This window comes from Micromonospora sp. SCSIO 07396 (assembly GCF_053667945.1).
Map to the genome: position 1 here is coordinate 241374 of NZ_CM132210.1, position 24583 is coordinate 265956.

Annotated in this window: 25 protein-coding genes; 13 read left to right on the top strand and 12 right to left on the bottom strand. The window is 73.2% G+C overall.

Annotated elements, in window-relative coordinates; translation table 11 throughout:
• Positions 1–17 precede the first annotated feature (17 nt).
• Both ACWCHM_RS01140 and ACWCHM_RS01145 read left to right on the top strand, forming a co-directional pair.
• Positions 18–1355, top strand: coding sequence for a DEAD/DEAH box helicase (locus ACWCHM_RS01140; protein ID WP_454221285.1), 1338 nt, complete (start codon positions 18–20; stop codon positions 1353–1355).
• 264 nt (positions 1356–1619) lie between these two features.
• Positions 1620–1820, top strand: coding sequence for a hypothetical protein (locus ACWCHM_RS01145; RefSeq protein WP_204957843.1), 201 nt, complete (start codon positions 1620–1622; stop codon positions 1818–1820).
• Between the two features lie 82 nt (positions 1821–1902).
• Here ACWCHM_RS01145 and ACWCHM_RS01150 read toward each other — a convergent pair whose 3' ends face one another.
• Genes ACWCHM_RS01150 through ACWCHM_RS01165 form a run of 4 tightly spaced genes read right to left on the bottom strand, consistent with a single transcriptional unit; the run spans position 1903 to position 5086 of the window.
• Positions 1903–2370, bottom strand: a complete 468-nt coding sequence (locus tag ACWCHM_RS01150) for an RrF2 family transcriptional regulator (RefSeq protein ID WP_281894395.1) — start codon at positions 2368–2370, stop codon at positions 1903–1905.
• 1 nt (position 2371) lies between these two features.
• Positions 2372–3256, bottom strand: coding sequence for an ABC transporter permease (locus ACWCHM_RS01155; RefSeq protein ID WP_281894393.1), 885 nt, complete (start codon positions 3254–3256; stop codon positions 2372–2374).
• Entirely contained in the window at positions 3246–4025 is a 780-nt protein-coding gene (locus ACWCHM_RS01160; protein ID WP_204957846.1) for an ABC transporter ATP-binding protein, read from the bottom strand. The genes ACWCHM_RS01155 and ACWCHM_RS01160 overlap by 11 nt, the downstream gene beginning before the upstream one ends.
• Positions 4022–5086, bottom strand: a complete 1065-nt coding sequence (locus ACWCHM_RS01165) for an ABC transporter substrate-binding protein (protein WP_204957847.1) — start codon at positions 5084–5086, stop codon at positions 4022–4024. Before ACWCHM_RS01165 ends, ACWCHM_RS01160 begins: the two co-directional genes overlap by 4 nt.
• A gap of 187 nt (positions 5087–5273) precedes the next feature.
• Here ACWCHM_RS01165 and ACWCHM_RS01170 point away from each other — a divergent pair, with 187 nt between their 5' ends.
• Genes ACWCHM_RS01170 through nudC form a run of 4 tightly spaced genes read left to right on the top strand, consistent with a single transcriptional unit; the run spans position 5274 to position 10049 of the window.
• On the top strand, positions 5274–6359 hold the full coding sequence (locus ACWCHM_RS01170) for an LLM class flavin-dependent oxidoreductase (protein ID WP_204957848.1): 1086 nt from the start codon (positions 5274–5276) through the stop codon (positions 6357–6359).
• 54 nt (positions 6360–6413) lie between these two features.
• Entirely contained in the window at positions 6414–7724 is a 1311-nt protein-coding gene (locus ACWCHM_RS01175; RefSeq protein ID WP_454221286.1) for a M16 family metallopeptidase, read from the top strand.
• Positions 7725–7779: 55 nt separating this feature from the next.
• Positions 7780–9105 carry a M16 family metallopeptidase gene (locus ACWCHM_RS01180; protein ID WP_454221287.1) on the top strand — a complete coding sequence of 442 codons (1326 nt, stop codon included), beginning with the start codon at positions 7780–7782 and terminating at the stop codon, positions 9103–9105.
• The gene (nudC, locus tag ACWCHM_RS01185; RefSeq protein ID WP_204957851.1) at positions 9102–10049 is read left to right on the top strand and encodes an NAD(+) diphosphatase; all 948 of its coding nucleotides are present in this window, start codon (positions 9102–9104) and stop codon (positions 10047–10049) included. Before ACWCHM_RS01180 ends, nudC begins: the two co-directional genes overlap by 4 nt.
• A 116-nt stretch (positions 10050–10165) precedes the next feature.
• On the opposite strand, the gene ACWCHM_RS01190 is transcribed toward nudC, so the two are convergent.
• From ACWCHM_RS01190 to ACWCHM_RS01200, 3 genes are all read right to left on the bottom strand, one after another.
• Positions 10166–10429 (bottom strand): hypothetical protein, encoded by a 264-nt coding sequence (locus tag ACWCHM_RS01190; RefSeq protein WP_454221288.1) that lies wholly within the window; start codon positions 10427–10429, stop codon positions 10166–10168.
• Positions 10430–10666: 237 nt separating this feature from the next.
• Positions 10667–10885, bottom strand: a complete 219-nt coding sequence (locus ACWCHM_RS01195; RefSeq protein WP_204957853.1) for a DUF397 domain-containing protein — start codon at positions 10883–10885, stop codon at positions 10667–10669.
• Positions 10886–10958: 73 nt separating this feature from the next.
• Positions 10959–11933: a helix-turn-helix domain-containing protein gene (locus tag ACWCHM_RS01200; RefSeq protein ID WP_204958196.1), complete on the bottom strand. Its 975-nt coding sequence runs from the start codon at positions 11931–11933 to the stop codon at positions 10959–10961.
• 232 nt (positions 11934–12165) lie between these two features.
• Between ACWCHM_RS01200 and ACWCHM_RS01205 the strand changes: the two genes are divergently transcribed.
• Complete coding sequence (locus tag ACWCHM_RS01205) at positions 12166–13452, top strand: MFS transporter (RefSeq protein WP_204957854.1); 1287 nt, start codon at positions 12166–12168, stop codon at positions 13450–13452.
• A 65-nt stretch (positions 13453–13517) separates the two neighbouring features.
• Here ACWCHM_RS01205 and ACWCHM_RS01210 read toward each other — a convergent pair whose 3' ends face one another.
• Positions 13518–13760 carry a mycoredoxin gene (locus ACWCHM_RS01210; protein WP_204957855.1) on the bottom strand — a complete coding sequence of 81 codons (243 nt, stop codon included), beginning with the start codon at positions 13758–13760 and terminating at the stop codon, positions 13518–13520.
• An 89-nt stretch (positions 13761–13849) separates the two neighbouring features.
• On the opposite strand from ACWCHM_RS01210, the gene ACWCHM_RS01215 reads away from it, so the two are divergent.
• From ACWCHM_RS01215 to ACWCHM_RS01225, 3 genes are all read left to right on the top strand, one after another.
• Positions 13850–16030 carry an ATP-dependent DNA helicase UvrD2 gene (locus ACWCHM_RS01215; RefSeq protein WP_454221289.1) on the top strand — a complete coding sequence of 727 codons (2181 nt, stop codon included), beginning with the start codon at positions 13850–13852 and terminating at the stop codon, positions 16028–16030.
• 124 nt (positions 16031–16154) lie between these two features.
• Complete coding sequence (locus ACWCHM_RS01220) at positions 16155–16412, top strand: hypothetical protein (RefSeq protein WP_204957857.1); 258 nt, start codon at positions 16155–16157, stop codon at positions 16410–16412.
• A gap of 131 nt (positions 16413–16543) precedes the next feature.
• Positions 16544–16909, top strand: coding sequence for a WhiB family transcriptional regulator (locus ACWCHM_RS01225; protein ID WP_204926781.1), 366 nt, complete (start codon positions 16544–16546; stop codon positions 16907–16909).
• Positions 16910–17221: 312 nt separating this feature from the next.
• Here the strand turns inward: ACWCHM_RS01225 and ACWCHM_RS01230 are convergent, their stop codons facing one another.
• The 3 genes from ACWCHM_RS01230 to ACWCHM_RS01240 form a co-directional block, all read right to left on the bottom strand.
• Entirely contained in the window at positions 17222–18553 is a 1332-nt protein-coding gene (locus tag ACWCHM_RS01230) for an ABC1 kinase family protein (protein ID WP_454221290.1), read from the bottom strand.
• A 181-nt stretch (positions 18554–18734) separates the two neighbouring features.
• Positions 18735–19847 carry a ThiF family adenylyltransferase gene (locus tag ACWCHM_RS01235; RefSeq protein WP_421490135.1) on the bottom strand — a complete coding sequence of 371 codons (1113 nt, stop codon included), beginning with the start codon at positions 19845–19847 and terminating at the stop codon, positions 18735–18737.
• Between the two features lie 248 nt (positions 19848–20095).
• The gene (locus ACWCHM_RS01240) at positions 20096–20263 is read right to left on the bottom strand and encodes a DUF5679 domain-containing protein (protein WP_007464795.1); all 168 of its coding nucleotides are present in this window, start codon (positions 20261–20263) and stop codon (positions 20096–20098) included.
• Between the two features lie 511 nt (positions 20264–20774).
• Between ACWCHM_RS01240 and ACWCHM_RS01245 the strand changes: the two genes are divergently transcribed.
• Both ACWCHM_RS01245 and ACWCHM_RS01250 read left to right on the top strand, forming a co-directional pair.
• Complete coding sequence (locus ACWCHM_RS01245; RefSeq protein ID WP_204957861.1) at positions 20775–21305, top strand: M48 metallopeptidase family protein; 531 nt, start codon at positions 20775–20777, stop codon at positions 21303–21305.
• Between the two features lie 135 nt (positions 21306–21440).
• A complete protein-coding gene (locus ACWCHM_RS01250) occupies positions 21441–22040 on the top strand; it encodes a hypothetical protein (protein ID WP_204957862.1) in 600 nt (199 codons plus the stop codon).
• Between the two features lie 114 nt (positions 22041–22154).
• Here the strand turns inward: ACWCHM_RS01250 and ACWCHM_RS01255 are convergent, their stop codons facing one another.
• Positions 22155–23384 carry a zinc-dependent metalloprotease gene (locus ACWCHM_RS01255; RefSeq protein ID WP_204958197.1) on the bottom strand — a complete coding sequence of 410 codons (1230 nt, stop codon included), beginning with the start codon at positions 23382–23384 and terminating at the stop codon, positions 22155–22157.
• A gap of 182 nt (positions 23385–23566) precedes the next feature.
• Here ACWCHM_RS01255 and ACWCHM_RS01260 point away from each other — a divergent pair, with 182 nt between their 5' ends.
• Positions 23567–24580 (top strand): YlbL family protein, encoded by a 1014-nt coding sequence (locus ACWCHM_RS01260; RefSeq protein WP_204957863.1) that lies wholly within the window; start codon positions 23567–23569, stop codon positions 24578–24580.
• Positions 24581–24583: the final 3 nt, after the last annotated feature.

The window sequence follows — 24583 nt, forward strand, 5'->3', positions numbered from 1 at the left end:
AGGAAGGCCATTTCCGCATGACCATGACCGTTCCCACCTTCGCCGCGACCGGCCTCGCGCCGGCGCTGCTCGCCGAGCTGACCGCGCAGGGCATCACCGAGCCGTTCCCGATCCAGGCGGCCACCCTGCCGGATTCCCTGGCCGGCCGGGACGTGCTCGGCCGGGGCCGCACCGGCTCGGGCAAGACCCTCGCCTTCGGGCTTCCGCTGCTGCACCGCACCGCCGGCCACCGGGCCCGCCCGGGCCGCCCGCTCGCCCTGGTGCTGGTCCCCACCCGTGAACTGGCCGCCCAGGTCACCACGGCACTGACCCCGTACGCCCGGGCGCTGGGGCTGCGCTGCGTCACCGTGGTCGGTGGCCTGTCCCTGCAACGGCAGGCGGACGCGCTGCGCGCCGGTGCCGAGGTGCTGGTCGCCACCCCGGGCCGGCTGCACGACCTGATCAACCGGGGTGACGCCCGGCTCGACCAGGTCGCCGTCACCGTGCTCGACGAGGCCGACCAGATGGCCGACATGGGCTTCCTGCCGCAGGTGACCAAGCTGCTGGAGCAGGTCGCCCCGAACGGCCAGCGGATGCTCTTCTCGGCGACCCTGGACGGCGGGGTGGACCGCCTCGTGCGCCGGTTCCTCAGCAACCCGGTGTCGCACTCGGTGGACCCGGGCACCGCCACGGTGACCGCGATGACCCACCACGTCCTGCACGTCGACGCGGCCGACAAGCCCGCCGCGCTGACCCAGATCGCCGCCCGGGAGGGCCGCACCATCCTGTTCATGGCGACCAAGCACCGCGCCGACCGGATGGCCCGGCAACTGCTCGCCAAGGGCGTACGTGCCGCGGCGCTGCACGGGGGGAAGTCCCAGCCGCAGCGCACCCGGATCCTGGAGCAGTTCCGCACCGGCCAGGTGACCGCGCTGGTCGCCACCGACGTGGCGGCCCGGGGCATCCACGTCGACGGCCTCGACATGGTGGTCAACGTGGACCCGCCGACCGAGGCGAAGGACTACCTGCACCGGGGTGGTCGTACCGCCCGTGCCGGTGAGGCGGGTCAGGTGGTCACCCTGGTCCTGCCGGAGCAGCGTCGGGACGTCTCCCGCCTGATGAGCGTGGCCGGCATCACTCCGCAGTCGACCCAGGTGCGCCTCGGCGACGGTGCGCTGGCCCGGGTGACCGGGGCCCGTGAGCCGTCCGGCGTGCCGGTGACCATCGTCGCCCCGACGCCGGCCCCGGCGGCCCGTCCGCGTGCCGGTGGCGAGGGCGGTCGTCCCCGGGCCGCCGTCGGTGGTGGCGGCGAGGGTGGCCGCCCACACCGCACGTCGGGCCGGTCCCGTCGCCCGCGTCGCCCTCGCACCGCCTGAGGTTCCCGGCCGCTGTCGAGCTGATGTCGCGGTTTCGGCGGGCGGGGACGACGCAGCATCGGCTCAGCTGAGTCGATCATGTCGGCGCGCGGCGACGGGGACGGCGCGGGGTCGGGTGCGGACCCTCGGTGATCATGCATCGGGATGGGTCGGGTTGCCGGCGCTATTGCGTCCGATCGGTGACTGTTCCATTCGGTCCGGCTGGTCGAAGCTTGCTCCCGGGGGAAGAACCGGCCGGCACGGTCGGGCACGGGAGGGGTGACCATGGGGGGCGACGCTGAGTCGGGAGCGGGGCGCGAGCTACTGGTGGTGTTCGCCGTGGCGGGTGCCGGGCTCGTGCTCGCCATGGTCGCGGCGTTCGCGCCCTGGCACCCGAGGCCGGGGCGCGCCGCCCCGGCCGGGCTGGTCGAACTGCACAGCCCCGACGAGGGGCGTCCGCCGACGGTCGAGCTGACCGCCGGCTGAGCCCCCGCCGGGGGCGGTAGGTCAGGTCGTCCCGTCCGACCGTCGGGTCCTGGGGGACCGACGGTCGGACGGGCGGCCGACGTCAGCGGGCCGGGGCCTGCTCCTGGTGGATGAGCAGGTCGGTCAGCGTGGTCCGGTCCACCACCACGGCTATCGCACCGTCCACCGCCAGCCACACGTCGCGTAGGCCGGCGGCCACCCCGTGGTAGCCGGCGTCCTCGGCGGGCAGCCCCCGTACGGTGGTCAGCGACCCGGCGACGGCGCGCAGCACGTCCCCGACGCTGATCTGCGAGGCAGGACGGGTCAGCGCGTAGCCGCCCTCGGTGCCCCGGTGACTGTGCAGCAGTCCGGCACGACGCAGGTCGAGCAGGATGCCCTGGAGAAAACTCAGCGGGATGCCCTGCGTCCGCGCCAGGCTCGCCGCCTTGACCAGCTCCCCGGCGCCGTCGGGGCGTCCGCCGTCGTCGGGGCGGGTGGTCCCGCCGTCGCCGCCTGCGGCGACGGCGAGCATGGCCCGGAGCGCGTAGTCGCTGCGCGCGGAGATGTACACGTCACTGACCAGCCTGGTCCAGCACGCCCCAGCGGCGGCGGATCGCCCGGTCGGCCGCCCCGAAGGCGGCGTCGACCACCAGCCCGACCACCAGGATGACGATCATCGTGGCGAGCAGCCAGGGCGCGTCGGACAGCTCCCGGGAGTAGGTGAGCTGGGCCCCCAGGGACGTCTGCGAGATGCCGACCACCAGCAGCTCACCGGCCATCAGGCTGCGCCAGGAGAAGGCCCAGCCCTGCTTGAGCCCGGCGACGATGGCGGGCAGCGCGGCCGGCGCGATGACGTACCGGTAGAGGTTCAGCCCCCGGGCGCCGAGGTTGCGCCCGGCCCGGACCAGCAGCGGCGGCACGTAGTCGACCCCACTGATCACCCCGTTGGCGATGGACGGCGCGGCACCGAGCACCACCACGAAGAAGATCGCTTTCTCGCTCAGCTCGAACAGCAGGATGGCCAGCGGGAACCAGGCGATCGACGGCATCGTCTGCAATGCGGTGATCATCGAGCCGATCGCCGCCCGGAGCACCGTGAACCGGGCCACCGCCAGGCCGACCAGGAGGCCGACCGCGACGGAGAAGAGGTAGCCGAGCGCCGCCCGTTGCAGCGTGGTGGCGAGTCCGTCCCAGAGTTGCCGGCCACCGGCCTGCCTGACCAGTTCCTCGGCCACGGTGACCGGGCCGGGCAGCGAGTACGGCGGCTTCCACCCGCTCCAGACCACCAGCTGCCACAGCCCGACGGCGATGGCGAGCGCGGCGAGCTTGGGCCAGGTGGACGCCCAGAGCCGGGCACCCCGGGAGACCTCCTTCTCCTGGCCGGCGATCTCCAGCGCGTCCAGCCCGGAGATCTCCGCGTCGGTGCGGGCCGCGCCGGTCAGGGTGTCATTTGCCATGGCGGCCCACCTCCGTACGGAGTCGGTCGGTGACCTCGGAGGCGATCGAGGCGACCTCGGGGGAGTCGATGCGCCGGGGCCGGGGGACGTTCACCTCGGTGGACCAGATGATCCGTCCGGGTCGGCTGCTGAGCAGGATGATCCGGTCGGCCAGCCGGGCCGCCTCCCGGACGTTGTGCGTCACGAACAGCACGGTGAGCTGCCGTTCCGCCCAGATCCGTTCCAGCTCGTCGTGCAGGATGTCCCGGGTCATCGCGTCGAGCGCACCGAACGGCTCGTCCATCAGCAGCACCGGGGTGTCCAGGGCGAGGGTGCGGGCCAGGGCGACCCGCTGCCGCATACCGCCGGAGAGCTGGTGCGGCCGTTTGCGGCCGAAGTCGGACAGGTGGACGGTGCTCAGCAGCTCCGCCACCCGTTCCCGGCGCTCGGCCCGCGGCAGCCCGCGCAGCTTCAACGGCACCTCGACGTTGGCCTCGACGGTCAGCCAGGGGAACAGCGCCGGCTCCTGGAACATCAGGCCGGGGTGGGCGTCGTCGGCCACCGTGATCGTGCCGCCCTGCGCCCGGTCCAGCCCGGCGACGAGGTTGAGCAACGTGCTCTTGCCGCAGCCGGACGCGCCGACGAGGCAGACGAACTCCCCGGGCCGGACGTCGAGGCTGACCCCGTCCAGGGCGAGGACGGCGTTCGTCCCGCGCCCGTACACCTTGGTCACACCGGCGAGCGCGACCGCGGTGGTCGCGCTCGGCGGCGGCGTCGTGGTCGACGTCACGGCTGGGTGACCTCGGCCTGGCCCTGCGTCTTGAGCACCTCGTTGAGGTACTTCAGGTCGTAGAGGCCGTTCAGGTCGACCGGCTGGGTCAGTTCGACCGCGACGGCGTGGTCGAGCCCGGTCTTGAGCGAGGACGCGATCGGGTCGTTGGTGAACAGCAGGGTGGGCCACGCCTGCTTGATCAGCTTCAGGTCCAGCGGCTTGCCGGTGATCTTGCCGATGTGGTCGGAGATGGCCTGCTGGGCCTCGTCCGGCTTGGTGTTGACGAAGTCGTTCGCCGCGACCTGCCCCTCGACCAGCTTCTTCACCGCCTCCGGGTGGGCCTTGAGGAACTTGGTGGAGACGATCAGGTTGGTGATGACGAACTTCTTGTCCGGCCAGAGGTCCCGCTCGTCGACGAGGACCTTGCCGCCGGCGTTGACCAGCCGGGAGACGAACGGCTCGGGCACCCACGCGCCGTCGATCGAGCCGCTGGCGAAGGTCTCGACCGTCTGGGCGTTCTCCTGCGGGACGATCTTGACGTCGCCGCCGCCCTCCTTGGTGGTCTTGAGGCCCTTCTCCTTGAGCCAGTAGCGGATGGCGACGTCCTGGGTGTTGCCGAGCTGCGGGGTGGCGATCTTCTTGCCGCGCAGCTGCTCGACCGAGGTGATCTCGGGCTTGACCACCAGGGCGACCCCGCCGGAGGCGGCGCCGGAGATGACCCGGACGGCCTCGCCCTTGGACTTGGAGAACGCGTTCACCGTCGGGTTCGGACCGATGTACGTGGCGTCGAGCGCGCCCGAGAAGATCGCCTCGATGGCGGCCGGGCCGGCGTTGAACGTCTTGGTCTCCAGCTTGACGCCATCGCCCAGCTTGTCCTCGAAGATCTTCTTCTCCACCCCCACCACTGCTGGAGCGTGGGTGATGTTGGGGAAGTAGCCCAGCCGCAGGGTGACCGGACCGGAGTCGCCGCCACCGGCGCTGTCGTCGTCACCGCACGCCGCGGTGGTTCCCATCGTGGCCACGCCGACGGCGGCGAGGGTGGCGAGGGAGAGCAGCCGACGGAAGGGGAGCCGTCTCATCATCTGTCCAATCCGCAGTATTCCTATTTAGTTGGTAGGAAGAGTGGGTGAGGAGTCCGGCGGCGTCAAGCACCGTCCGCATCGTGGGATATCCGGTCTCGAATATTCCTGGTTTTCCTACCTTCTTGATAGGTTTATCTGCCCCCGGCGAGATGGACCGGGCGGGACACGGCGAGAGGGCTCCGAGATGACCTTCCACTGGTTCCTTCCCACCTCCGGCGACGGCGACCAGGTCGGTGCCGCCACCGTCACCGCCGGCGCGGCCCGGCACGCACGGGCCGCCACCGTCGGATATCTGACCGAGGTGGCCCGGGCCGCCGAGGCGGGCGGATTCACCGCCCTGCTCACCCCGGTCGGCTCCGGCTGCCCCGACCCGTGGATCGTCTGCGCGGCGGTCGCCCAGCACACCGAGCGGATCGGCCTGCTGGTCGCCGTCCGCGCCGGCTTCGCCCTGCCCACCCTGGTCGCCCAGCAGGCCGAGGCGTTCCAGGCGGTCTCCGGCGGGCGGCTCGCGCTGAACGTCGTGACCGGCGGCGACCCCACCGAGCAGCGGGCGTACGGCGACTTCCTCGACCACGACGCCCGCTACGCCCGTACCGGTGAGTTCATCGAGGTGCTCCGTCGCTCCTGGCGCGGCGGCCCGTTCGACTTCGCCGGTGAGCACTACCGGATCGACGGCGGCGGGCTCTCCGGTCCGCTGGCCGACCCGCCGCCGGTCTACCTCGGTGGCGCGTCCCCGGCCGCCGAGGCGGTCGCCGCCCGGCAGGCCGACGCGTACCTGATGTGGGGGGAGCCGCCGGCGGCGATCGCCACCCGGGTGGCCCGGGTCCGGGCCCGTGCCGCCGAACACGGTCGTACCCTGCGCACCGGGCTGCGGCTGCACGTCATCGCCCGGCACACCGCCGCCGAGGCATGGGCCGAGGCCGACCGGCTGCGGGCCGGGATGAGCCCGGAGCGGATCGCCGCCGCCCAGGCCCGGTTCGGCCGGATGGACTCCGTCGGCCAGGCCCGGATGACCGCGCTGCACGGCGGCGGGAGCGGACGCCTCACCGTCGCGACGAACCTGTGGGCCGGCATCGGCCTGGTCCGCGAGGGTGCGGGCACCGCGCTGGTCGGCAGCTACGCCGAGGTCGCCGCCCGGATCGACGAGTACGCCCGCAGCGGCGTCGACGAGTTCATCCTCTCCGGCTGGCCGCACCGCGAGGAGGCGGAACGGGTCGGCGCGGAGGTGCTGCCCCGGGTCACCGCGCTGCGCGTCGCGGTGCCGCACTGAGACGCAGGCCGAGGACGCCCGTGTCACCGCTGGCGACACGCTAGGGTCGATCACGTGCCGACCCGGAGAGCGAGAATTCCAGCGACGAAGTACCCGGTCGAGCGGTTCACCCTCGACAACGGCCTGCGGGTGGTGCTCACCCCGGACCGCAGCGCCTCGGTGATCGGTGTGGCGGTCGTCTACGACGTCGGCATCCGCTCCGAGCCGCAGGGCCGCACCGGCTTCGCCCACCTCTTCGAGCACCTGATGTTCCAGGGCTCGGAGAACCTGGAGAAGCTGGCCCACTTCCGGCACGTGCAGGGTGCCGGCGGCACCTTCAACGGCTCCACCCACCTGGACTACACCGACTACTACGAGACGCTGCCCGGCAACGCCCTGGAACGGGCGCTGTTCCTGGAGGCCGACCGGATGCGCGGCCCCCGGCTGACCGAGGAGAACCTGCGCAACCAGGTCGACGTGGTCAAGGAGGAGATCCGGGTCAACGTGCTCAACCGGCCGTACGGAGGGTTCCCCTGGCTGACCCTGCCGCCGGTGATGTTCGACACCTTCCCCAACGCGCACGACGGCTACGGCTCCTTCGACGATCTGGAGTCCGCCACCGTCGCCGACGCCGCCGACTTCTTCCGCCGCTACTACGCCAGCGGCAACGCCGTGCTCGCGGTCAGCGGGGACATCGACGTCGCCGAGGCGACCACCCTGGTCGAACGGCACTTCGGCGACGTGCCGGCCCGCCCCGCCCCGCAGCGCCCCGACTTCACCGAGCCCGACCTGACCGCCGAGCGGCGCACCGCGTACACCGACCAGTTGGCGCCGCTGCCGGCGGTGGCCTCGGCGTGGCGGGTGCCCGACCCGGTCGGCGACTTCGCCGGCTACCTGCCCTACGTGGTGCTCGCCGAGGTGCTCACCGACGGGGACGCCTCCCGGCTGGTCGAGCGGATGGTGCAGCGCGACCGCAGCGTCACCGGCCTCGGCGGCTACCTCGGTTTCATGGGTGACCCGTTCGACGTCCGCGACCCCACCGCGTTGCTGCTCCAGGCGCACCTGCCGCCCGGCGGCGACGTGGACAAGGCGCTGCGCACGATCGACGAGGAGCTGGACCGGCTGGCCACCGACGGGCTGACCGACGGCGAGCTGGCCCGCACCCAGGCGCGGATGGCCACCCACCTGCTGCGGGACACCGACGCGGTGCTCGGCCGGGCGCTGCGGATGGCGGTGCTGGAGCAGCAGCGCGGCGAGCCGGGACTGCTCAACGACCTGCCCCGGCTGGTCGGCGAGGTCACCGACGACCAGGTCCGCGCCGCCGCCGCCACCCTGCGACCGGACCGCCGCGCCTCCATCGAGGTCATCCCCGGAGGTGCCCGGTGAGCGCGAGGAGTGAGCCGGGTTTGCGAGCCCCGCAGTCGCGAACGGAGACAGCACAGTGACCGTCAACTCCCGGGCACTTCCGCCGTTGGGGCCGACCCGGCGGCTCAAGCTGCCCCGGCAGGCCGAGCGGCGGCTCGCCAACGGGCTCACCGTGATCGCGGTACGCCGGCCCGCCGTACCCCTGGTCGAGCTGCGACTGTGGATGCCGTTCGGCCGTACCCACCTGGCCCGGGGCGCGATGCTCGCCGAGACGGTGCTGGCCGGCACCGGCACCCGCACCGCCACCGAGATCGCCGCCGAGTTGCAGCGGGTCGGCGGCGGGCTCTCGGCGGGGGCCGACCCGGACCGGCTGATGCTGTCCGGCGCGGGCCTGGTCACCGGGCTGGACCGGATGCTGGAGCTCCTGGCCGACGTGCTGACCGACGCCAGCTACCCGGCGGACTGGGTGCAGACCGAGCGGGACCGGCTGGTGGACCGCATCCAGGTGGCGTTGAGTCAGCCCGCCCACCTGGCCCGGACAGCGCTGCTGCGGCGGATCTACGGCCGGCACCCGTACGCGGTGCAGACCCCCGAGCCCGACCAGGTCCGCGCGGTCCGGCCGGCGGCGCTGCGCCGGCTGCACGCCGAGCGGGTGCACCCGGCCGAGGCGGTGCTGGTGCTGGTCGGTGACGTGCAACCGGAGCGGGCGCTGGACGCGGCGGAGAAGGCGCTGGGCGGCTGGACCGGGGACAGCCGGGGTGCCGAGCTGCCACCCGCGCCACCGCTGGAACCGGGTCCGTTGCTGCTGGTGGACCGGCCCGGTTCGGTGCAGTCCTCGCTGCGGATCGCGTTGCCGGCGGTGCCCCGCACCCATCCGGACCATGCCGCGCTGCAACTGGCGAACCTGATCTTCGGCGGCTATTTCTCGTCCCGCTGGACGGAGAACATCCGGGAGGACAAGGGCTACACCTACGGCCCGCACTCCTCGGTGGAGCATTCGGTGGCCGGGTCGGTGCTGGTCGCCGGGGCCGAGGTGGCGACCGAGGTGACCGGGCCGGCCCTGCTGGAGACCACGTACGAGTTGGGCCGGCTGGCCTCGGTGCCGCCCGGGACCGACGAGTTGGAACAGGCCCGCCAGTACGCCCTGGGCACCCTCCAGCTCGGCATCTCCACCCAGGCCGGGCTGGCCGCGCTGACCAGTGCGTACGCGGGTAGCGGGCTGCGGTTGGACTTCCTCGCCGAGCACGCCGCCCGGCTGGCGAAGGTCACCGTCGACGATGTCGCCGAGGTGGGTGCCCGTTACCTCGCCCCGGCGCGGGCGGTGGTGGTGGTGCTCGGTGACGCCGAACGGATCGCCGGTCCGCTGGCCGCCCTCACCCCGGTCCGGACGGAGTCGGCGTGAGCGGGGAGACCGCGCCGCCACTGGCCCGGTCCACCCTGGACCGGGCGGCGCACCGGCGTACCGACCCGCAGTGGTTGGCGCAGGCGTGGCAGCGGGCCCGGGTGCTGGTGCTGGATTCGACCCGGGACGGTCGCGCCCTGGTCCGGGCCGACGCGAACCCGCCCGTGCTGGTGTTGCGGGACGCCGCCGAGGTCGGCCCGACTCCGCAGGCGTACCGGCTCTTCCTGGGGGTGGAGCCGGACGGGGTGCCGGTCTTCGCGGTGGACGCCCCGCTGCCGGAGCTGCCGGGGACCCGGGAGGCCAACCTGCGGGAGATCGGCCACCTGCTCGACGACCGGGACGCGGGGATCTTCACCACCGCGCTCGCCCTGGTCAACTGGCACCTGGGGCACGGCTGGTCACCCCGCAGCGGACACCGGACGGAGGTGGACGAGGGTGGCTGGACGCGGGTGGGCACGGACGGCCACCGGATGTGGCCGCGTACCGATCCGGCGATGATCGTGCTGGTGCACGACGGGGTGGACGGCCCGGACGGGCGTTGCCTGCTCGGCAACAACGCCACCTGGCCACGGACCCCGGGGCAACGGCGGTTCTCCTGCCTCGCCGGGTACGTCGAGCCGGGGGAGTCCGTCGAGGCGGCCGTGCTGCGCGAGGTCCGCGAGGAGGTCGGCGTCGGGGTCGGGCGGATCACGTACGCGGGCAGCCAGGCCTGGCCGTTCCCCGGCTCGCTGATGTTGGGCTACCTGGCCGAGGCGGACCCCCGGGAGCCGGTGCGGGTCGACCCGACGGAGATCGCGTACGCCCGCTGGTTCACCAGGCGGGAGATCGGTGCGGTGCTGGCCGGCCGGGCGGTGGACGCCGGGGACGGCGAGCGGGTGATCCTGCCGCCGCCGTCGTCGATCGCGTTGTTCCTGATCCACCGCTGGCTCGACGGCCACTGCTGACCGGTCCCGGCCCCGGGCCGTCGTTGCCGCGACGGGCCCCGGGCCGGGAACGCGGGTCGTCGTGGCCGGGCGGGGAGTCGACCCGGCGGGCCGGACCGGCCACGACGGACGGCGGGTCAGCCGGGCGGGTTCCGGTGCCGTCGGCCGGGTTCGCCGAGCGGCAGCACCTTGACCCGCTGCCGGCCGGCGCGGACCGCACCCACGGTGGACAGGGCCCGGGCCAGCAGCAGGGCGGCGTCCCGGTCCTCGGCGTGCACGGTCTGTCGGCGTGGTTCGGGGGTGGTGGTCTCGTTGCGTAGGCAACCTCCGCCGGCCCAGGCGGCGGCGAGGTCGATGTCGGCGGCGGTGTGGATGTCGGTACGGACGATCAGGTAACGCATGGTGGTCTCCGGACGGAGCGCGGGTGGCCGGCTACGTTGTGGAACTTCCACGTCACTGGATCGTCATGTTACGCCCGCCGATGCTCCTGGCAAGGCGAACGTGGGCCTTCGGCCGGGGTCCTGTCCGATCATCCGATGCCTGCTCAGGTGGGTCGGCCGGGCGGAGTGGACGGGTGCGGCGACGCGACGACGCGGGGCCGCCGGCAGGCTGCCGACGACCCCGTCGTGGTGACCGGATCAGTCCAGGGCGAACTGGCCGTCCTTGGTGCCCCGGAGGAAGCCGAGCCAGCCGGCGCGCGGGAACAGCAGCACCGGGCCGTCCGGGTCCTTGCTGTCCCGCAGCGCCACCTCGGTCGTCGCGGTACGCAGCCGGGCGACCTCCACGCAGTTGGAGGTCTGGCTACGGCTGCTCTTGTGCCAGCGCAGGTCGGCGGGCACGGTCTGGGTCTCGTTCATGGCTCTGCTCCTGGTTCCTGGAACTGCTTCGACGAAACGAGCGGCGGTCGCCCGGCCCCGACGGGTCGGTGTGTCACCGCTCCGTCAGGCGTCCAGGTTGCCGGCGGCGTTGGGCCGGCGCTGCTGTCGGACCCGGGACCGTCGAGGACGAGGCCGCCGTGTCGGTCAGCCGTCCCGTCGCCGTGAAGAGCCAGGAAAGGGTGTCCGATGCGGAGAGCGCCGCCGAGCTTAGCCACTCAAACGCCACTTTATAGCGATTTACCGTAGATGCCTCGGTCGACATGACGTCGATGAAGCCTCCTTCGATCGCCAGCGTCTCCGGGTCCTGCGAATCGGTGAACCGGTAGAGCGAGAAGGCTGTCGGCGGCAGGTAGAACTCGCCGATCCGGGTGTCGCGCAGCAGCAGGTGCAGCGTCACGTTCGGCAGCATGGCCAGCTCGCAGAGGTGGGCGAGCTGATCCCGCAGCACGTCGGGCGGGCAGGCCCGGCGACCCAGCGCCGCCTCCTCCAGCACCGCCGTGTAGCGGGGACCGTCCGGCCGGTCCAGCAGGGACTGCCGGCCCAACCGCGCCTTGACCTCGGTCTCCGGGTCGTCCCCGGCGGACGGGTCGGCCGACGCGGCGGCGGCGTTGGCCGAGACGATCCGCAGCCGGGCGTACCCCTCGGTCTGCAACAGCCCCGGCACCAGGACCGGGTTGTACTCGCGGATGTGGGCGCAGCCCGCCTCCAGCTCCGCCCAGCCCAGCTGCTGCTGGGTCATCACCGGGTACGACTTGCGCCAGGCGCGCATGTCACCTGCCTCCTCGGTGATGACCAGCAACTCCTCCCGCAGGGCGGGGGCGGCCCGGTAGAGGTCGAGCAGGATGGCGACGTCCTCCGGGTCGGGCCGGCTGCGGCCGTTCTCCAGCCGGGACAGCTTCGACGCCGACGCCCAGCCGATGCGTTCGATCACCTGGTCGCCGGTGAGTCCCGCCGCCTCGCGTAGGCGACGCAGGTCAGTGCCGAGCCTGCGGCGACGCAGGATCGGGCTCGGTACGGCAGGAGGCACGGTGTCCTCGATTCCGTAGACCGTCACGAGACGCGACGGTAACTGTATGAAACTCGACCCCCACGGTCAGTATGGACGGCGCGACCGGCGTCGGAGGTCCCGGCGAGGGCGTGTCTTGCGACAGAAAGACGACTGTGGAACGTGTCAGCCGGGCCCGGGACGACGCCGTCCCCACCGGCGGCAGTTCCCCCGTACGCGTCCAGCCGGACGCCACCCCCGCCGGAGGGAACCCATGCGCACCGTCCTGCGCCGCCCCGACTTCCGTCTGCTCTTCGTCGCGCTGCTGGCCAGCATGGCGGCCGAGTCGATGCTGCTGCTCGCCCTGGCCATCTGGGTCAAGGACCTGACCGGCTCCGACGGGCTGGCCGGCGCGACCATCTTCGCGATCATCGCGCCGATGATCCTGGCCCCGCTGATCGGCTGGGTGGTCGACCGCTACCGCCGCCGGCCCTTCTTCGTGATCGCGAACCTGGGCACGGCCCTGCTGCTCAGCCCACTCTTCGCGGTCCACGACAGGTCCGACGTCTGGGTCATCTATGTGGTGGCCGCCTGCTATGGGCTGTCCTACCTGACCCTGCACGCGACCCTGAGCGGGCTGCTCCGCCAGCTCGTGCCGAGCGAGCTGCTGGCCGACGCGAACGGGGCGTTGCAGACCGTACGGCAGGGCCTGCGCCTCGGCGGCCCGCTGGCCGGCGCGGCCCTCTACGCCGCGGTCGGCGGCTGGCTGCTGACCAGCCTGGCGATGACCGGGTTCGTGGTCGCCGCCGCCGTGGTGGGGCTGCTCCGGGTGACCGAGCACCCGCCGGCCGCCGCCGCCCTGCGCTGGCCGGCCGAACTGGGGGCGGGGCTGCGCCACCTGACCCACGAGGCCGCCCTGCGCCGGGCCCTGCTCGGCTACGGCCTGGGCTCGCTCGTGATGGGCTTCACCGAATCACTGATCTTCGCGTACGTCGATCAGGGGCTGCGCCGTGACGCCGCCTTCGTCGGGGTGCTGATCGCCGTGCAGGGGATCGGCGGCCTGGTGGGCGGCCTGCTCTCGTCGACGGTGGTGCGCCGGGTCGGCGAACTGGGCGCACTCGCCGTCGGGGTGACCCTGTTCGGTCCGGCCGCGCTGATCCTGGCCTGGCCGGACCTCCGGCTCGGCGTGCTGGCCCTGCTGCTCGCCGGGCTGTCCCTGCCGCTGACCATGGTGGGGCTGACCACGCTGGTCCAGCGGCGCACCCCGCCGGGGCTGCTCGGCCGGGTCACCGCCGCCTCCGAGGCGCTGGTCAGCGGGCCGCAGGCGGTCTCCATCGGGGCCGGGGCGCTGCTCGTCGGCGTGTTCGACTACCGGCTGCTCTTCGTGCTCGTCGGGGTGGTCACCACAGCCGCCGGCCTGTGGCTCTGGCGGGGACGTCGGCTCAGCCCACCGGTCCCGCCGAAGCCGCCGGTCCCGCCCACGACACCGCCCGTGGCCCGCATCCCGGCCCCCCGTCGTCCGCTGCCCGACCCGACCGCCGACCGGCTGCCCGGGCGCTGACCCCCACGACACGACGCAGCGGCCGGCCCCGGTGTGGGCCGGCCGCTGCCCGAGACGGGGCGGGCTCAGCCCGCGATCGTGGCCAGGTGCTGCTTGACCTGGGTGATGGAGGGGTTGGTCAGGGCGCTGCCGTCGTCGAAGCGCAGCGTCGGCACGGTCTGGTTGCCGCCGTTGACGCCCATCACGAACTCCGCGGCCTTCGGGTCCTGCTCGATGTCGACCACCTCGTACCCGATGCCTTCCCGGTCCAGCTGCGACTTCAGCCGGTGGCAGTAGCCGCACCACGAGGTGGAATACATGGTCAACATCGTCGGATCCTCCAAGGGTCACCGCGCCGGCCCGGGTCAGGCCAGGCTAACCGGTGCAACACCGGCCGGAGCTGAGATGATTCCTCGCTGTGGCGGTTCACTCAGCGGCGGAGACGGTGCTCGCCGGGCTGGACCCGGAGCAGCGGTCGGTGGTGACCGCCCCGGCCGGCCCGGTCTGCGTCCTGGCCGGCGCCGGCACCGGCAAGACCCGGGCGGTGACCTCCCGGATCGCCCACCGGGTACTGACCGGCGGGATCTCCGGGCGGCACGTGCTCGCGGTCACCTTCACCGCCCGCGCCGCCGCCGAGATGCGGCACCGGCTGGCCCTGATCGGGGTGCCGGGCGTACAGGCCCGGACGTTCCACGCGGCGGCGCTGCGCCAGGTGCGCTACTTCGCGCCCCGGCTGCTGTCCGGGCGGGCCATGCCGGAGCTGCTGGACAGCAAGGTCCGGGTGGTCACCCTGGCCGCCGCCAAGGTCGGCCTGCGGGCCGACCGGGCCGCCGCCCGGGACCTGGCCGGCGAGATCGAGTGGGCCAAGTCGTCGCTGGTCGAGCCGGGGGAGTACGTGGTCGCCGCAACCCGGGCGCTGCGCGAGACGCCGTACGAGCCGGCGAAGGTGGCCGAGGTGTTCACCGCGTACGAGCGGCTGAAACGCTCCTCCGGGGTGATCGACTTCGAGGACATGCTGCGGGCCGCGGTGTGGGGCATCGAGGAGCACCCGGACGTCGCCGAGCAGGTACGCGGCCAGTACCGGCACTTCGTCGTCGACGAGTACCAGGACGTCAACCCGCTCCAGCAGCGGCTGCTCGACGCCTGGCTGGGCGGCCGGGACGACGTGACAGTGGTCGGTGACGCCAGCCAGACGATCTACTCGTTCACCGGGGCCACCTCGGCGTACCTGATCGACTTCCCGCGCCGGCACCGGGCGGCCACGGTGGTCCGGCTGGTCCGCGACTACCGGTCCACCCCGCAGGTGGTCGGGCTGGCCAACGCGGTGATCGGGCAGGCCCGGGGCACCGAGGCGCGGCTGCGGCTGGAGCTGCACGGCCAGCGCCCGCCCGGCCCCGAACCGGAGCTGCGGATCTTCACCGACGAGCCGGCCGAGGCGACCGCGGTGGCGGCCCGCTGCCGGACGCTGGTCGACGGGGGCACCCCGGCGAAGGAGATCGCCGTGCTGTTCCGCACCAACGCCCAGTCCGAGGCGTACGAGAAGGCGTTGACCGAGGTCGGCGTCCCGTACGTGGTGCAGGGGGCGGAACGGTTCTTCGAGCGCGCCGAGGTCCGCCAGGCGATGGTGGCGCTGCGGGCCGCCACCCGCTCGATCCCGGGCGAGACGCCGCTGCCGATCGCCGTCCGGGAGGCGCTGACCGCCGTCGGTTGGACGCCCGACACCGCCCCGCCCGGTGGCGCCGCCCGGGAACGCTGGGAGGCGCTCGCCGCCCTGGTCCAGCTCGCCGAGGAGTACGCGGCCACCCCCGAGGTGCTGCCGATCGGCGAGGCCGCGACGGTGGAGCGCCCGGCCAGCCTGGCCGACTTCAACGACGAGCTGGCCCGGCGGGCCGCCCAGCAGCACGTGCCGACGGTGGACGGGGTGACCCTGGCCTCCCTGCACTCGGCCAAGGGGCTGGAGTGGGACGCGGTCTTCCTGGTCGGGCTCTCCGAGGGCACCCTGCCCACCTCCTACGCCCGCACCCCGGAGCAGGTCGAGGAGGAGCGGCGGCTGCTCTACGTCGGGATCACCCGGGCCCGGCAGTGGCTCTGGCTGTCGTACGCGTCGGCCCGCTCCCCGGGTGGGCGGGCCCGCCGGCCGTCGCGGTTCCTGCCCCAGCTGGACCGCAGCGGTGGCGGCGAACGGGCCGGTGCGGCCCGGTCGGGCGGTGCGGGGGCGGCGAAGCGGGCGGTCGAGCGGCGGCGGGCCCCGATGGTCTCCTGCCGGATCTGTGGCGCGACCCTGCTCGCCGGTGCCGACCGCAAACTGGGCCGTTGCCCCACCTGCCCGTCCGACATCGACGAGCAGCTCTACGAGCGGCTGTCCGACTGGCGGGCCCGGGTGGCCGGCGCGCAGCGGGTCCCGGCGTACGTGGTCTTCACCGACGCGACCCTGGTCGCGCTGGCCGAACGGCGACCGGGCCGGGTGGAGGAGCTGATCGCGATCGCCGGCATCGGCCCGCGCAAACTCGGCCTGTACGGCGAGGCGGTGCTGGCGTTGGTGGCCGGCGCGACGGTCGACGAGATCGGCCCGGAAAAAACTCTCGAAATCTCGTCGTAAATTCGTTTGCCCTCGCCCCGTGGCGAGGAATAGCCTCAGGACGCACCTCAGGAGCAGCGCCATAACGGCTGCTCACGGGGGCTGAGTCCGAATCGGCACGAGGAACGTGAGGGAGGTGGCACCCGTGGAGATCATCACTTATGAGCGTCCGGCGGCGATGCCAGCTGCCTGCGCTCCGCTGTCGGCTGCGTGGGTGGCCCCTGCCGCTCCGCGACCGTCGATCCCGCAGGTGCACCAGGTCTCGGTTCAGGCCGAGCTGAACCTGACTGTTGCGCCGACTGCGGGTGTCGAGGGGACCAGTGGCTTCACGGGTCTGGGCATCGATGTCGCCACGAAGCGCATGGATGTCCGCGGCGTTCCACCTCGAGGTAGACCGGTCTGACACTCAGACCACCGGCTCACCTCGAGGCCGCGGAACCCGCTCACCGGGATCCGCGGCCTCAGTTTTTTGCCCGTCGAAGTACGTCGGAAATGCGATCCACGAGATCGAAGTGAGAGAGAGGTGACCGGGAGATGAGTCTGGCGTTGGCCCCCCTCGACGTGAGCGTCGAGCTGGAGGCGAACCTGCCCTGTCGGAAGTTCGACCCCGACCTGTGGTTCTCCGACTCGCCCACCGACCTGGAGCTGGCCAAGTCGCTCTGCGGGGACTGCCCGCTGCGCGTCGAGTGCCTGGCCGGGGCGGTCGAGCGGGCCGAGCCGTGGGGCGTCTGGGGCGGCGAGATCTTCGAGCGTGGCGCGGTCGTCCCGCGTAAGCGGCCCCGGGGCCGTCCGCGCAAGGAGGACCTCGCCCGTGACGCCGCCCTCCGGGTCGAGGCCGAGGCGCGACTGGCGGCCAGTGGTCTGGCCACCTCGCGCAGCGCCGTCCGACTGGCAGCCTGACCCACCCGATCCGTTCCACCCACCGCCGACATCCGTCGGCCCAGAGAAAGTTGACCCCGATGCTGCACCTGCCGAACGGAACCGAGATGCAACTACTCCACGAAGCGTTGTCCCGGGCTCGAATGCGCCGGCCTCAGGCCGGTCGTACCACCACGAGCACTGAGGCGCACCGTTCCGCCCGTACCGTCGCGATGGACAGCCGGAGCCAGTCGGCTCGCGACCTGGGCGTTCTCTGAAACCACCACTGATACGCGGGGGCGGTGACCGGATCACGGTCACCGCCCCCGCGTCGTGTCGGTCGGCCGTCGCCGGTCAGGCGACCGGGGCGAAGCCGGGCAGCCAGCGCTCCAGGATCCCCCGGTAGGGGGCCTTCGCCTCCAACTGGCAGAGCACCCCGATCGAGCCCAGCGTCACCCGGTGGATCAGCAGGTACGACGGCGGCAGGTTGAGCTGTCGGCTGAACTGGAAGGCCGGCGACTTGGGGCTGGCCAGCCGGGTCGCCTCGGCGCGCAGCCAGGCCCGGGTGAACCGGAACTCCTCCTGCGCCACCGGGTCCAGCATCGGACGGATGTAGTCCAGCAGCGCCTGCGCGTCGATCGGCTCGGTCGGGTTGACGAAACCTTCCTCGCGCAACCCGGCGACGACCGCGTCGGCGTCGCCGCGCAACGACAGCCCGAGCAGCCGGCCGATCGGCTCCGGGGTGCCCTCGGGCATCCGGGCCACCGCGCCGAAGTCGATCACACCGAGCCGGCCGTCCGGCAGCAACCGGAAGTTGCCCGGGTGCGGGTCGGCGTGCAGCAGCCCGGCCCGGGGCGGGGCGGACAGGTGCAGGGTCGCCATCAACCGGCCGGCCGTGTCGCGCTGCGCCTCGGTGCCCTCCCGGATGATGTCCGCCAGCGGTGTCCCCTCGATCCACTCGGTGACCAGCACCCGGGGCGACGACGAGAGCACCGCCGGGATGAAGATCTCCGGGTCGTCGGCGTACGCGGCGGCGAAGGCGCGCTGCGACTCGGCCTCCAGCTCGTAGTCCAGCTCCTCGGTGATCCGTTCCCGCAGCTCGGCCAGGAGCGGCTTGACGTCCAGGCCGGGCTGGATGACGCGGAACATCCCGCCCAGCCGGGAGAGCTGCTTGAGGTCGGCGAGCAACGCGTCCCCCGCGCCCGGGTACTGGATCTTGACGGCGGCGGACCGGGACACCCCGGTCTCCGGGTCCCGCCACACCGCCCGGTGCACCTGGCCGATGCTGGCCGCCGCGGTCGGCGCGTCGTCGAACTCGACGAACCGGTCCCGCCAGTCCGGCCCGAGCTGCTCCGCGAGCACCTTGTGCACACTCGCCACCGGCAGCGGCGGGGCGGCCTCCTGGAGCTTCGTCAACGCCTGCCGGTAGGGTGCCGCGATCTCGTCCGGCAGGGCCGCCTCGAACACCGACAGGGCCTGGCCGAACTTCATCGCCCCGCCCTTGAGCTGCCCGAGGACGCTGAAGAGCTGCTCGGCGGTGCGCTGCTGGATCTCGGCGGAGATGACGTCGGAGGCGATGCCGGTGACGCGCTTGCCCATCCCGAGGACGGTCCGACCGGCGAAACCGAGCGGCAGAGCGGCGAGCTTGGCGGTCCGGGACACGGCGCGGCGCGGGATGTCGGTCACCTGGCCATTGTTACCGACTTGGTGGCCCCGCTGCTGCGCTGAAGCCGGGCTGGGTGGCCCCGTCCCCCGTTCCGTGCTCCCGCGACCCCCGTCCGCCGCCCCCACCGCGCCCCGGACGGGCCGGCCGGAGGCGTACGCCGCGGACCGGACCCGGTTGTGGCCGGCGGGCGTTCGGCCGGCGTCAACGGCCCGAGCAGGAGCAGTCCGGGTGCGGGGCCCAGGCCCGCCGGCGTAACCGGCCGCCCGGTCCGACCTCCACCGTGCAGCCGACCGTCTCCGGGGTGCCGCCGTCGAGCTGGGCGAGCGCCTCGGCGACCGCGTACCCGGCGGCGGTGAGCAGGGTGGCGGTGCCACAGGACTGGTCCGCCGGACCGGTGGCGAGCTGGGCGGCCAGGCCGGGCCAGCCCGGGTCACGATCGGTGCGGTGCAGCTCCAGACAGTGCAGGCAGGGCCCCACCGGCGGCCGGACCAGGGGGCCGACCACAGGTGTCCCCTCCCGCAGGGTGAGCAGCAGGTGGGGCTGGCGACGCCTGGCGTACCCGGTGGCGAGCAGGGCCGCCGGACGGTCCGTGCCGAGTTGCACCACCAGCTCGACCCGGCGTCGGTCGGCCGGGCGGGTGCGGGTGCCCGGGGCGGCCCGGTCGATGGCGGCCCGGACGGCATCGGCCAGTGGCTGCCCGACGTCGGCGGCGGCCAGCCCGGTGCCCACCAGGTCACCCGGCTGCACCGGACCGGTCAACCCGACCGTCACCTGCCCGACGCCGGCCTGGGCCAGAGCCACGGCGACGGGCGCACCGAGCCGGCCCGCCCCGGCCACCACCACCCGGGCGGCGCGGCGACGCCGGAGCACCTGGGCCGGGGTGCCGGGCAGGGCGGGCGCGGCCAGGGCGAGCGCCCCGGCCTCCGCGGCCAGCCGGCTCCGGTCCGGGCCGGTCAGGTCGCGGGGGAGCAGGGTGTGCGCCGGTACGACCAGCCCTGCGGCGTGCAGGGTGTCGATCAATCCCCGGGCCTGGCCCGGGTCGACCCGGGCGCTCGCCGCGTCCGCCAGCACGCCACGTTCACTGCGGGTGCCGTCGAGCAGGTCGAGCAGCCGGGTGACCCGCGAGTCGGCCACCTCCAGCAGGACGGCCCGGCCGGGCGTCAGCCCCAGTTGCAGGGTGTGCCGGTCCCGCCAGAGCCGGGTCAGGCCCGGCACCAGTGCCGGACGCAACAGCGCGGTACGGGAGGGCACGGCATGGGTTGGTACGGCGTGGTCGGGCACCGGGTGGGTGGGCACGGCGTGGGGCGGGCTCATGACGACGAATCGTGACCGAGTCCCTGCGGTGCGTCGCTCGTTGTCCACAGGTGTGCAGCGCCAGATCCAGCGTTGTCCACAGGATCCCGCGAGTTATCCACAGATCACGCGGAGTTATGTCAGGCAGCCGACAGATCTGCCGCTCGGATGGTGGGCGACGGCGGCTGCCACGGTCGGGCGGGGTGGGGTGCGGGCGCGGGAGGGGCGGCCCACCGGGCCGCCCCTCCCGCGCCGTACCCGTACGGGTGTCAGACCTTGGCCTTGCCCAGGATGCGGTTCACTGTTGTGCCGCACACCGGACACTTGCCCTTGGCCATGTTCATCCCGGTCTTCGAGACCTCGACGTGCCCCTCGAAGTCCCGCTTCTCCTTGCACTTCACGCAGTAACCGTTGTAGGTCTGGGCCTGGTCGGCCACGGTAGCCTCCTCGTCTCGTCCGCCGGGCACGTCGGTCCGGCGGTGCTCCCGGCGGCGGGCCTGGGGGGCGCCGGCACCGGGTCCTTCTCCGCGGCCACCCACGTGACCGCCGGTTGGCGGACCCTACCCAGCTCTGGGCGGTTCCATGTCAGCGGTGCATCGACACTGTGAGCAAGTCGACGTCGAGAGTGTGCATCCCGAAAAGGGCGGGATAAGTGAGTTTGCCGGGGACACGCCGTGTGGAGCCCTCTGGGAGGTCCCCCGGACGGGGGTGCGGTGACGCCGTCGGGACCGATCACCTACCGTGGAGATCGCGCCCGCGGGTGGCTTCCGGTGTCGCCACGAAGGGTGACGGTGGTCCGGCTCCATGGTCACCACCAGTTTTTTTCGGACTCCTTACTACTAACCACCATTTTCCGGGCGCGTGTCGGGGTGTTGACTCTTGCGGACCCCTGGTCAGTACGCATTAGCTTTCCATCGTGGCAGGAAACCACGGCTGCGCGGCCCACTGATGGCGGCGGCGCGGAAGCCAGTCGTCGAGGTACGGCGCAGTCAGCGCCGGCGACGCACGGTGTCCGCCTACCGGGACGGCGAGCGGGTCGTGGTGCTCATCCCGGACCAGTTCTCCCGGGCCGAGGAGAGCGAGTGGGTCGACCGGATGCTCGCCCGGCTCGCCGCCCGGGAAGGCCGACTGGCCCGCAACGACACCGAACTGCTCGACCGGGCCCTGCGCCTGATCAATCTCTACCTGGCCGACCAGGGTGGCGACGCCCTGCCGGCAAGCGTCCGCTGGGTCACCAACCAGAACGGTCGATGGGGTTCCTGCACCCCCGCCGACCGGACCATCCGGATCTCGCACCGGCTTCAGGAGATGCCCGACTGGGTGCTCGACTACGTGTTGCTGCACGAGTTGGCGCACCTGATCGTGCCGAGCCACAACGCCCGCTTCTGGGCCCTGGTCGGCCGGTACGCGAAGACCGAACGGGCCCGGGGCTACCTGGAGGGCGTGGCCGCCGCCTCGGCCGTCCCGGTCGCCGGTTGACCGGCCCACCCGTCGGGCGCCCTGCCGGGGTGATCAACTCATCTGCGCGCAGGTAGCGGTGTCCGGGCGGCGTCGACGGCGCTACTCCGGCCCACAGGAGTCGATCACCCTCGGGCCGCCCACTACAGTCGGGGAATGGTCCGACGGGTGGTGGTCGCGTTGCTCGCTCCGGTGGCCTGGTCGCCGCCAGGCGTCGAGCTGATCCGCTGGCGTACCGCGCTGGCCGAGGACGTGGTGGACCTGTTCGCCACCCTCGCCGAAGTGGAGACCGCGCTCGCGGTGACCCCGGCCGACCGCTGGCTGGCCGACGCGGTGCGCTGGCCCGACACTCCCGTCTACGAGGTGCCCGAGCCGACCGTCACCGCCGTGCTGGCCGCCCTCGACGGGTACGACCAGGCCGCCGTGGTCGCCGCCGACGCCCCCGACCTGCCGGGGCTCGTCCTGGGCAAGCTGCTGCGACCGCTGACCAGCCGACCCGTCGCCGTCGCCCCCGTCGAGGGCGGGCCGGGACTGCTCGGCGTGGCGTCCCGGCTGCCCGTACCCGGGTGGCTGCCGGCGCTGGACCTGGACGTCGCCGGGCCGGCGGACCTGCGGCGCGTGGCGTCGGCCCCGGCCGACGTGGCGGTCACCCCCGGCTGGCACCGGCTGCGCGGCCCGGCCGACCTGGCCGCCCTGGACCCGGCGGTGGAGGGCTGGGAGGCGACCCGCGCCCTGCTCTCCGGCCACCGAACCTGACCGGCCCGACCATCGCGGCCGGCCCGACCAGCGCAGCCGGCCGACGGACGGCGACCGGCCGGGCCCGCCCGGGAGTCGGGCGGTCCGGCCGGTGTCGCGGCTGATCGGTAGCGGTCAGGGCCGGTCGGTGTCGCCGTCCGTGCCGTCGGGGCGGGGCCGGCTGCCCGGCGCCTGTTCCTCCGGACCGCCCGGGGCGGTGAAGTCGAACGTGGCCAGCTCGTCGTCGAGGTCGGTCGAGGTGGTCGCGAACGCCACCGGGTCGGCGAAGTCGGCGTCCGACGGGAGCAGGTCGGGGTGGCCCCAGACGGCGTCCCGGCCGGCGATGCCCCGGTGCTCGGTCAGCGCCGCCCACAGCGCCGACGCCTCCCGCAGCCGGCGCGGACGCAGCTCCAGGCCGACCAGCGCGGCGAAGGTCTGCTCGGCCGGCCCGCCGGCCGCCCGGCGGCGACGGAACGCCTCACCGAGGCGGACCACGTTGGGCAGCCGGTCGGTCGCCGCGCTGTCCACCACGTGGCAGACCCAGCCCTCGACCAGCGCGAGCACCGTCTCCAGCCGGGCCAGGGACGCCTTCTGCGCCGGGGTGTCCTCCGGGGTGAAGATCCCTTCCAGGGCGATCGCCTGCATCGACTCCGGGTCGGTCGGGTCGACCCGGCCCATCGCCTCCTCGATCGCCTCCCGGTTGACCCGGATGCCGGACGCGTAGTTCTCGACCGCGGTCAGCACGTGTCCGCGCAGCCACGGGACGTGCTCGAAGAGCCGCTGGTGGGCCGCCTCGCGCAGGGCGACGTAGAGGCGTACCTCGTCCTCCGGCAGCTCCAGGCCCTCGCCGTACACCCGGATGTTGGCCGGGATCAGCGCGGCGGTGCCGGCCGGGCCGAGCGGCAGGCCGATGTCACCGGCGGAGAGCACCTCGGCGGCGAGCTGCCCGAGGGCCTGCCCGAGCTGACCGCCGAAGAGCGCCCCGCCCAGGGTGGCGACCATCGACTGCATCGGGCCGAGCTGCGCGCGCGCCTCCGGCGGGACCAGGTCGCCCATCGCACCGACCATCCGGCTGGCCACCGGGTCGCAGAGCTTGCGCCAGACGTCGAGCGTCTTGTAGATCCACTCGTTGCGGTTCCAGGCCAGGGAGGTGCGGATGCCCGTCGGCCAGGCCGAGGCCGGCTCCAGCCAGAGGTCGGCCAGGCGCAGCGCCTCCTCCACCGCGTGCCGTTCGTAGGGGGATGCCATCGGGTCACCCGTGGCCGCGAGCTGGCTGGCGGCCACCTGGCGGGCCAGGTCCCAGTTGACCGGCCCGCTGCCCGGCGCGGAGAGCAGGTGCTGCAACTGCGACATGAACTGCTGCATCTGCGCGGGATCGTTGGGGTCTGGTGGTTGCCCACCCGGGAGCGCGAAACCGAACGGAATATCAGGCACGACGTCTACGGTACGCGCGCCGCGCCCCTGGTAACCGCAGCTGGCGTTGCGCTGAGGGCGAAGTCGGCCGCAGCCCGCCGGACCCACCGCCACCGGTCGGTACGCTCTGCCGCATGAGACGTCGTGGCGTGACCGTCCTCCTCGGTGCTCTGCTCACCACCCTGCTGAGCATCGGCGTGCTCGGCGCGCCCATCCCGTACGTGGTGCTCGGCCCCGGCCCGACGGTGAACACCCTGGGCACCAACGACGGCCGGGAGGTCATCCAGGTCAGCGGCCGGGAGACCTCCACCTCCGCCGGTCAGCTCCGGATGACCACGGTCGGGGTGCAGCCGACGGTGAAGCTGCGCGCCGCGATCGCCGGCTGGCTGTCCAAGGACGAGGCTGTGGTCCCCCGGGAACTGGTCTACCCACCGGGCGAGTCGCAGGAGGAGGTCGAGAAGCGCAACGCGGAGGACTTCCAGAACTCGCAGAGCAGCGCCGAGACCGCCGCGCTGGTCAAGCTCGGCTACCCGGTCGAGGTGGTGGCCAAGGAGGTCGCCGCGGACGGGCCGGCGGCCGGCGCGCTCAAGGCCGGCGACGTGGTCACCACCGTCGACGGCGCGCAGGTCACCTCGGCGTCCCGGCTGGTCGAGCTGGTCCGGGGCAAGCCCGCCGGCACCGCGCTGACCATCGGGTACGTCCGTGACGGCGCGGCCGGCACCGCCACCGTGACCAGCCGGGAATCCGACGGCCACCCGCGTATCGGGGTGGTCCCCGACCAGCGGCAGCCGCACCCGTTCACCCTGAAGATCGACCTGAAGGACATCGGCGGCCCGAGCGCCGGGCTGATGTTCGCCCTCGGCATCATCGACAAGCTCAAGCCGGAGGACCTGACCGGCGGGAAGATCATCGCCGGCACCGGCACGATCGACGACGAGGGTCGGGTCGGTCCGATCGGCGGCATCGCCCAGAAGCTGGTCGGGGCGAAGAAGGCCGGGGCCAAGGTGTTCCTGGTCCCCGCCGACAACTGCGCCGAGGCGGTCCGCAACCCGCAACCCGGTCTGCCCATGCTCAAGGTCGGTTCGTTGGACGAGGCATTGACCGCGTTGGACACGTTGCGCGCCGGTGGGGAACCGACCCGCTGCTGAGGG

Coding starts and splice junctions, on each gene's coding strand:
- ACWCHM_RS01140 (WP_454221285.1), top strand. CDS start 18: ATGACCATGACCGTTCCCACCTTCGCCGCGACCGGCCTCGCGCCGGCG.
- ACWCHM_RS01145 (WP_204957843.1), top strand. CDS start 1,620: ATGGGGGGCGACGCTGAGTCGGGAGCGGGGCGCGAGCTACTGGTGGTG.
- ACWCHM_RS01155 (WP_281894393.1), bottom strand. CDS start 3,256: ATGGCAAATGACACCCTGACCGGCGCGGCCCGCACCGACGCGGAGATC.
- ACWCHM_RS01165 (WP_204957847.1), bottom strand. CDS start 5,086: ATGAGACGGCTCCCCTTCCGTCGGCTGCTCTCCCTCGCCACCCTCGCC.
- ACWCHM_RS01170 (WP_204957848.1), top strand. CDS start 5,274: ATGACCTTCCACTGGTTCCTTCCCACCTCCGGCGACGGCGACCAGGTC.
- ACWCHM_RS01190 (WP_454221288.1), bottom strand. CDS start 10,429: ATGCGTTACCTGATCGTCCGTACCGACATCCACACCGCCGCCGACATC.
- ACWCHM_RS01195 (WP_204957853.1), bottom strand. CDS start 10,885: ATGAACGAGACCCAGACCGTGCCCGCCGACCTGCGCTGGCACAAGAGC.
- ACWCHM_RS01205 (WP_204957854.1), top strand. CDS start 12,166: ATGCGCACCGTCCTGCGCCGCCCCGACTTCCGTCTGCTCTTCGTCGCG.
- ACWCHM_RS01210 (WP_204957855.1), bottom strand. CDS start 13,760: ATGTTGACCATGTATTCCACCTCGTGGTGCGGCTACTGCCACCGGCTG.
- ACWCHM_RS01225 (WP_204926781.1), top strand. CDS start 16,544: ATGAGTCTGGCGTTGGCCCCCCTCGACGTGAGCGTCGAGCTGGAGGCG.
- ACWCHM_RS01235 (WP_421490135.1), bottom strand. CDS start 19,847: ATGAGCCCGCCCCACGCCGTGCCCACCCACCCGGTGCCCGACCACGCC.
- ACWCHM_RS01245 (WP_204957861.1), top strand. CDS start 20,775: ATGGCGGCGGCGCGGAAGCCAGTCGTCGAGGTACGGCGCAGTCAGCGC.
- ACWCHM_RS01250 (WP_204957862.1), top strand. CDS start 21,441: ATGGTCCGACGGGTGGTGGTCGCGTTGCTCGCTCCGGTGGCCTGGTCG.
- ACWCHM_RS01255 (WP_204958197.1), bottom strand. CDS start 23,384: ATGCAGCAGTTCATGTCGCAGTTGCAGCACCTGCTCTCCGCGCCGGGC.
- ACWCHM_RS01260 (WP_204957863.1), top strand. CDS start 23,567: ATGAGACGTCGTGGCGTGACCGTCCTCCTCGGTGCTCTGCTCACCACC.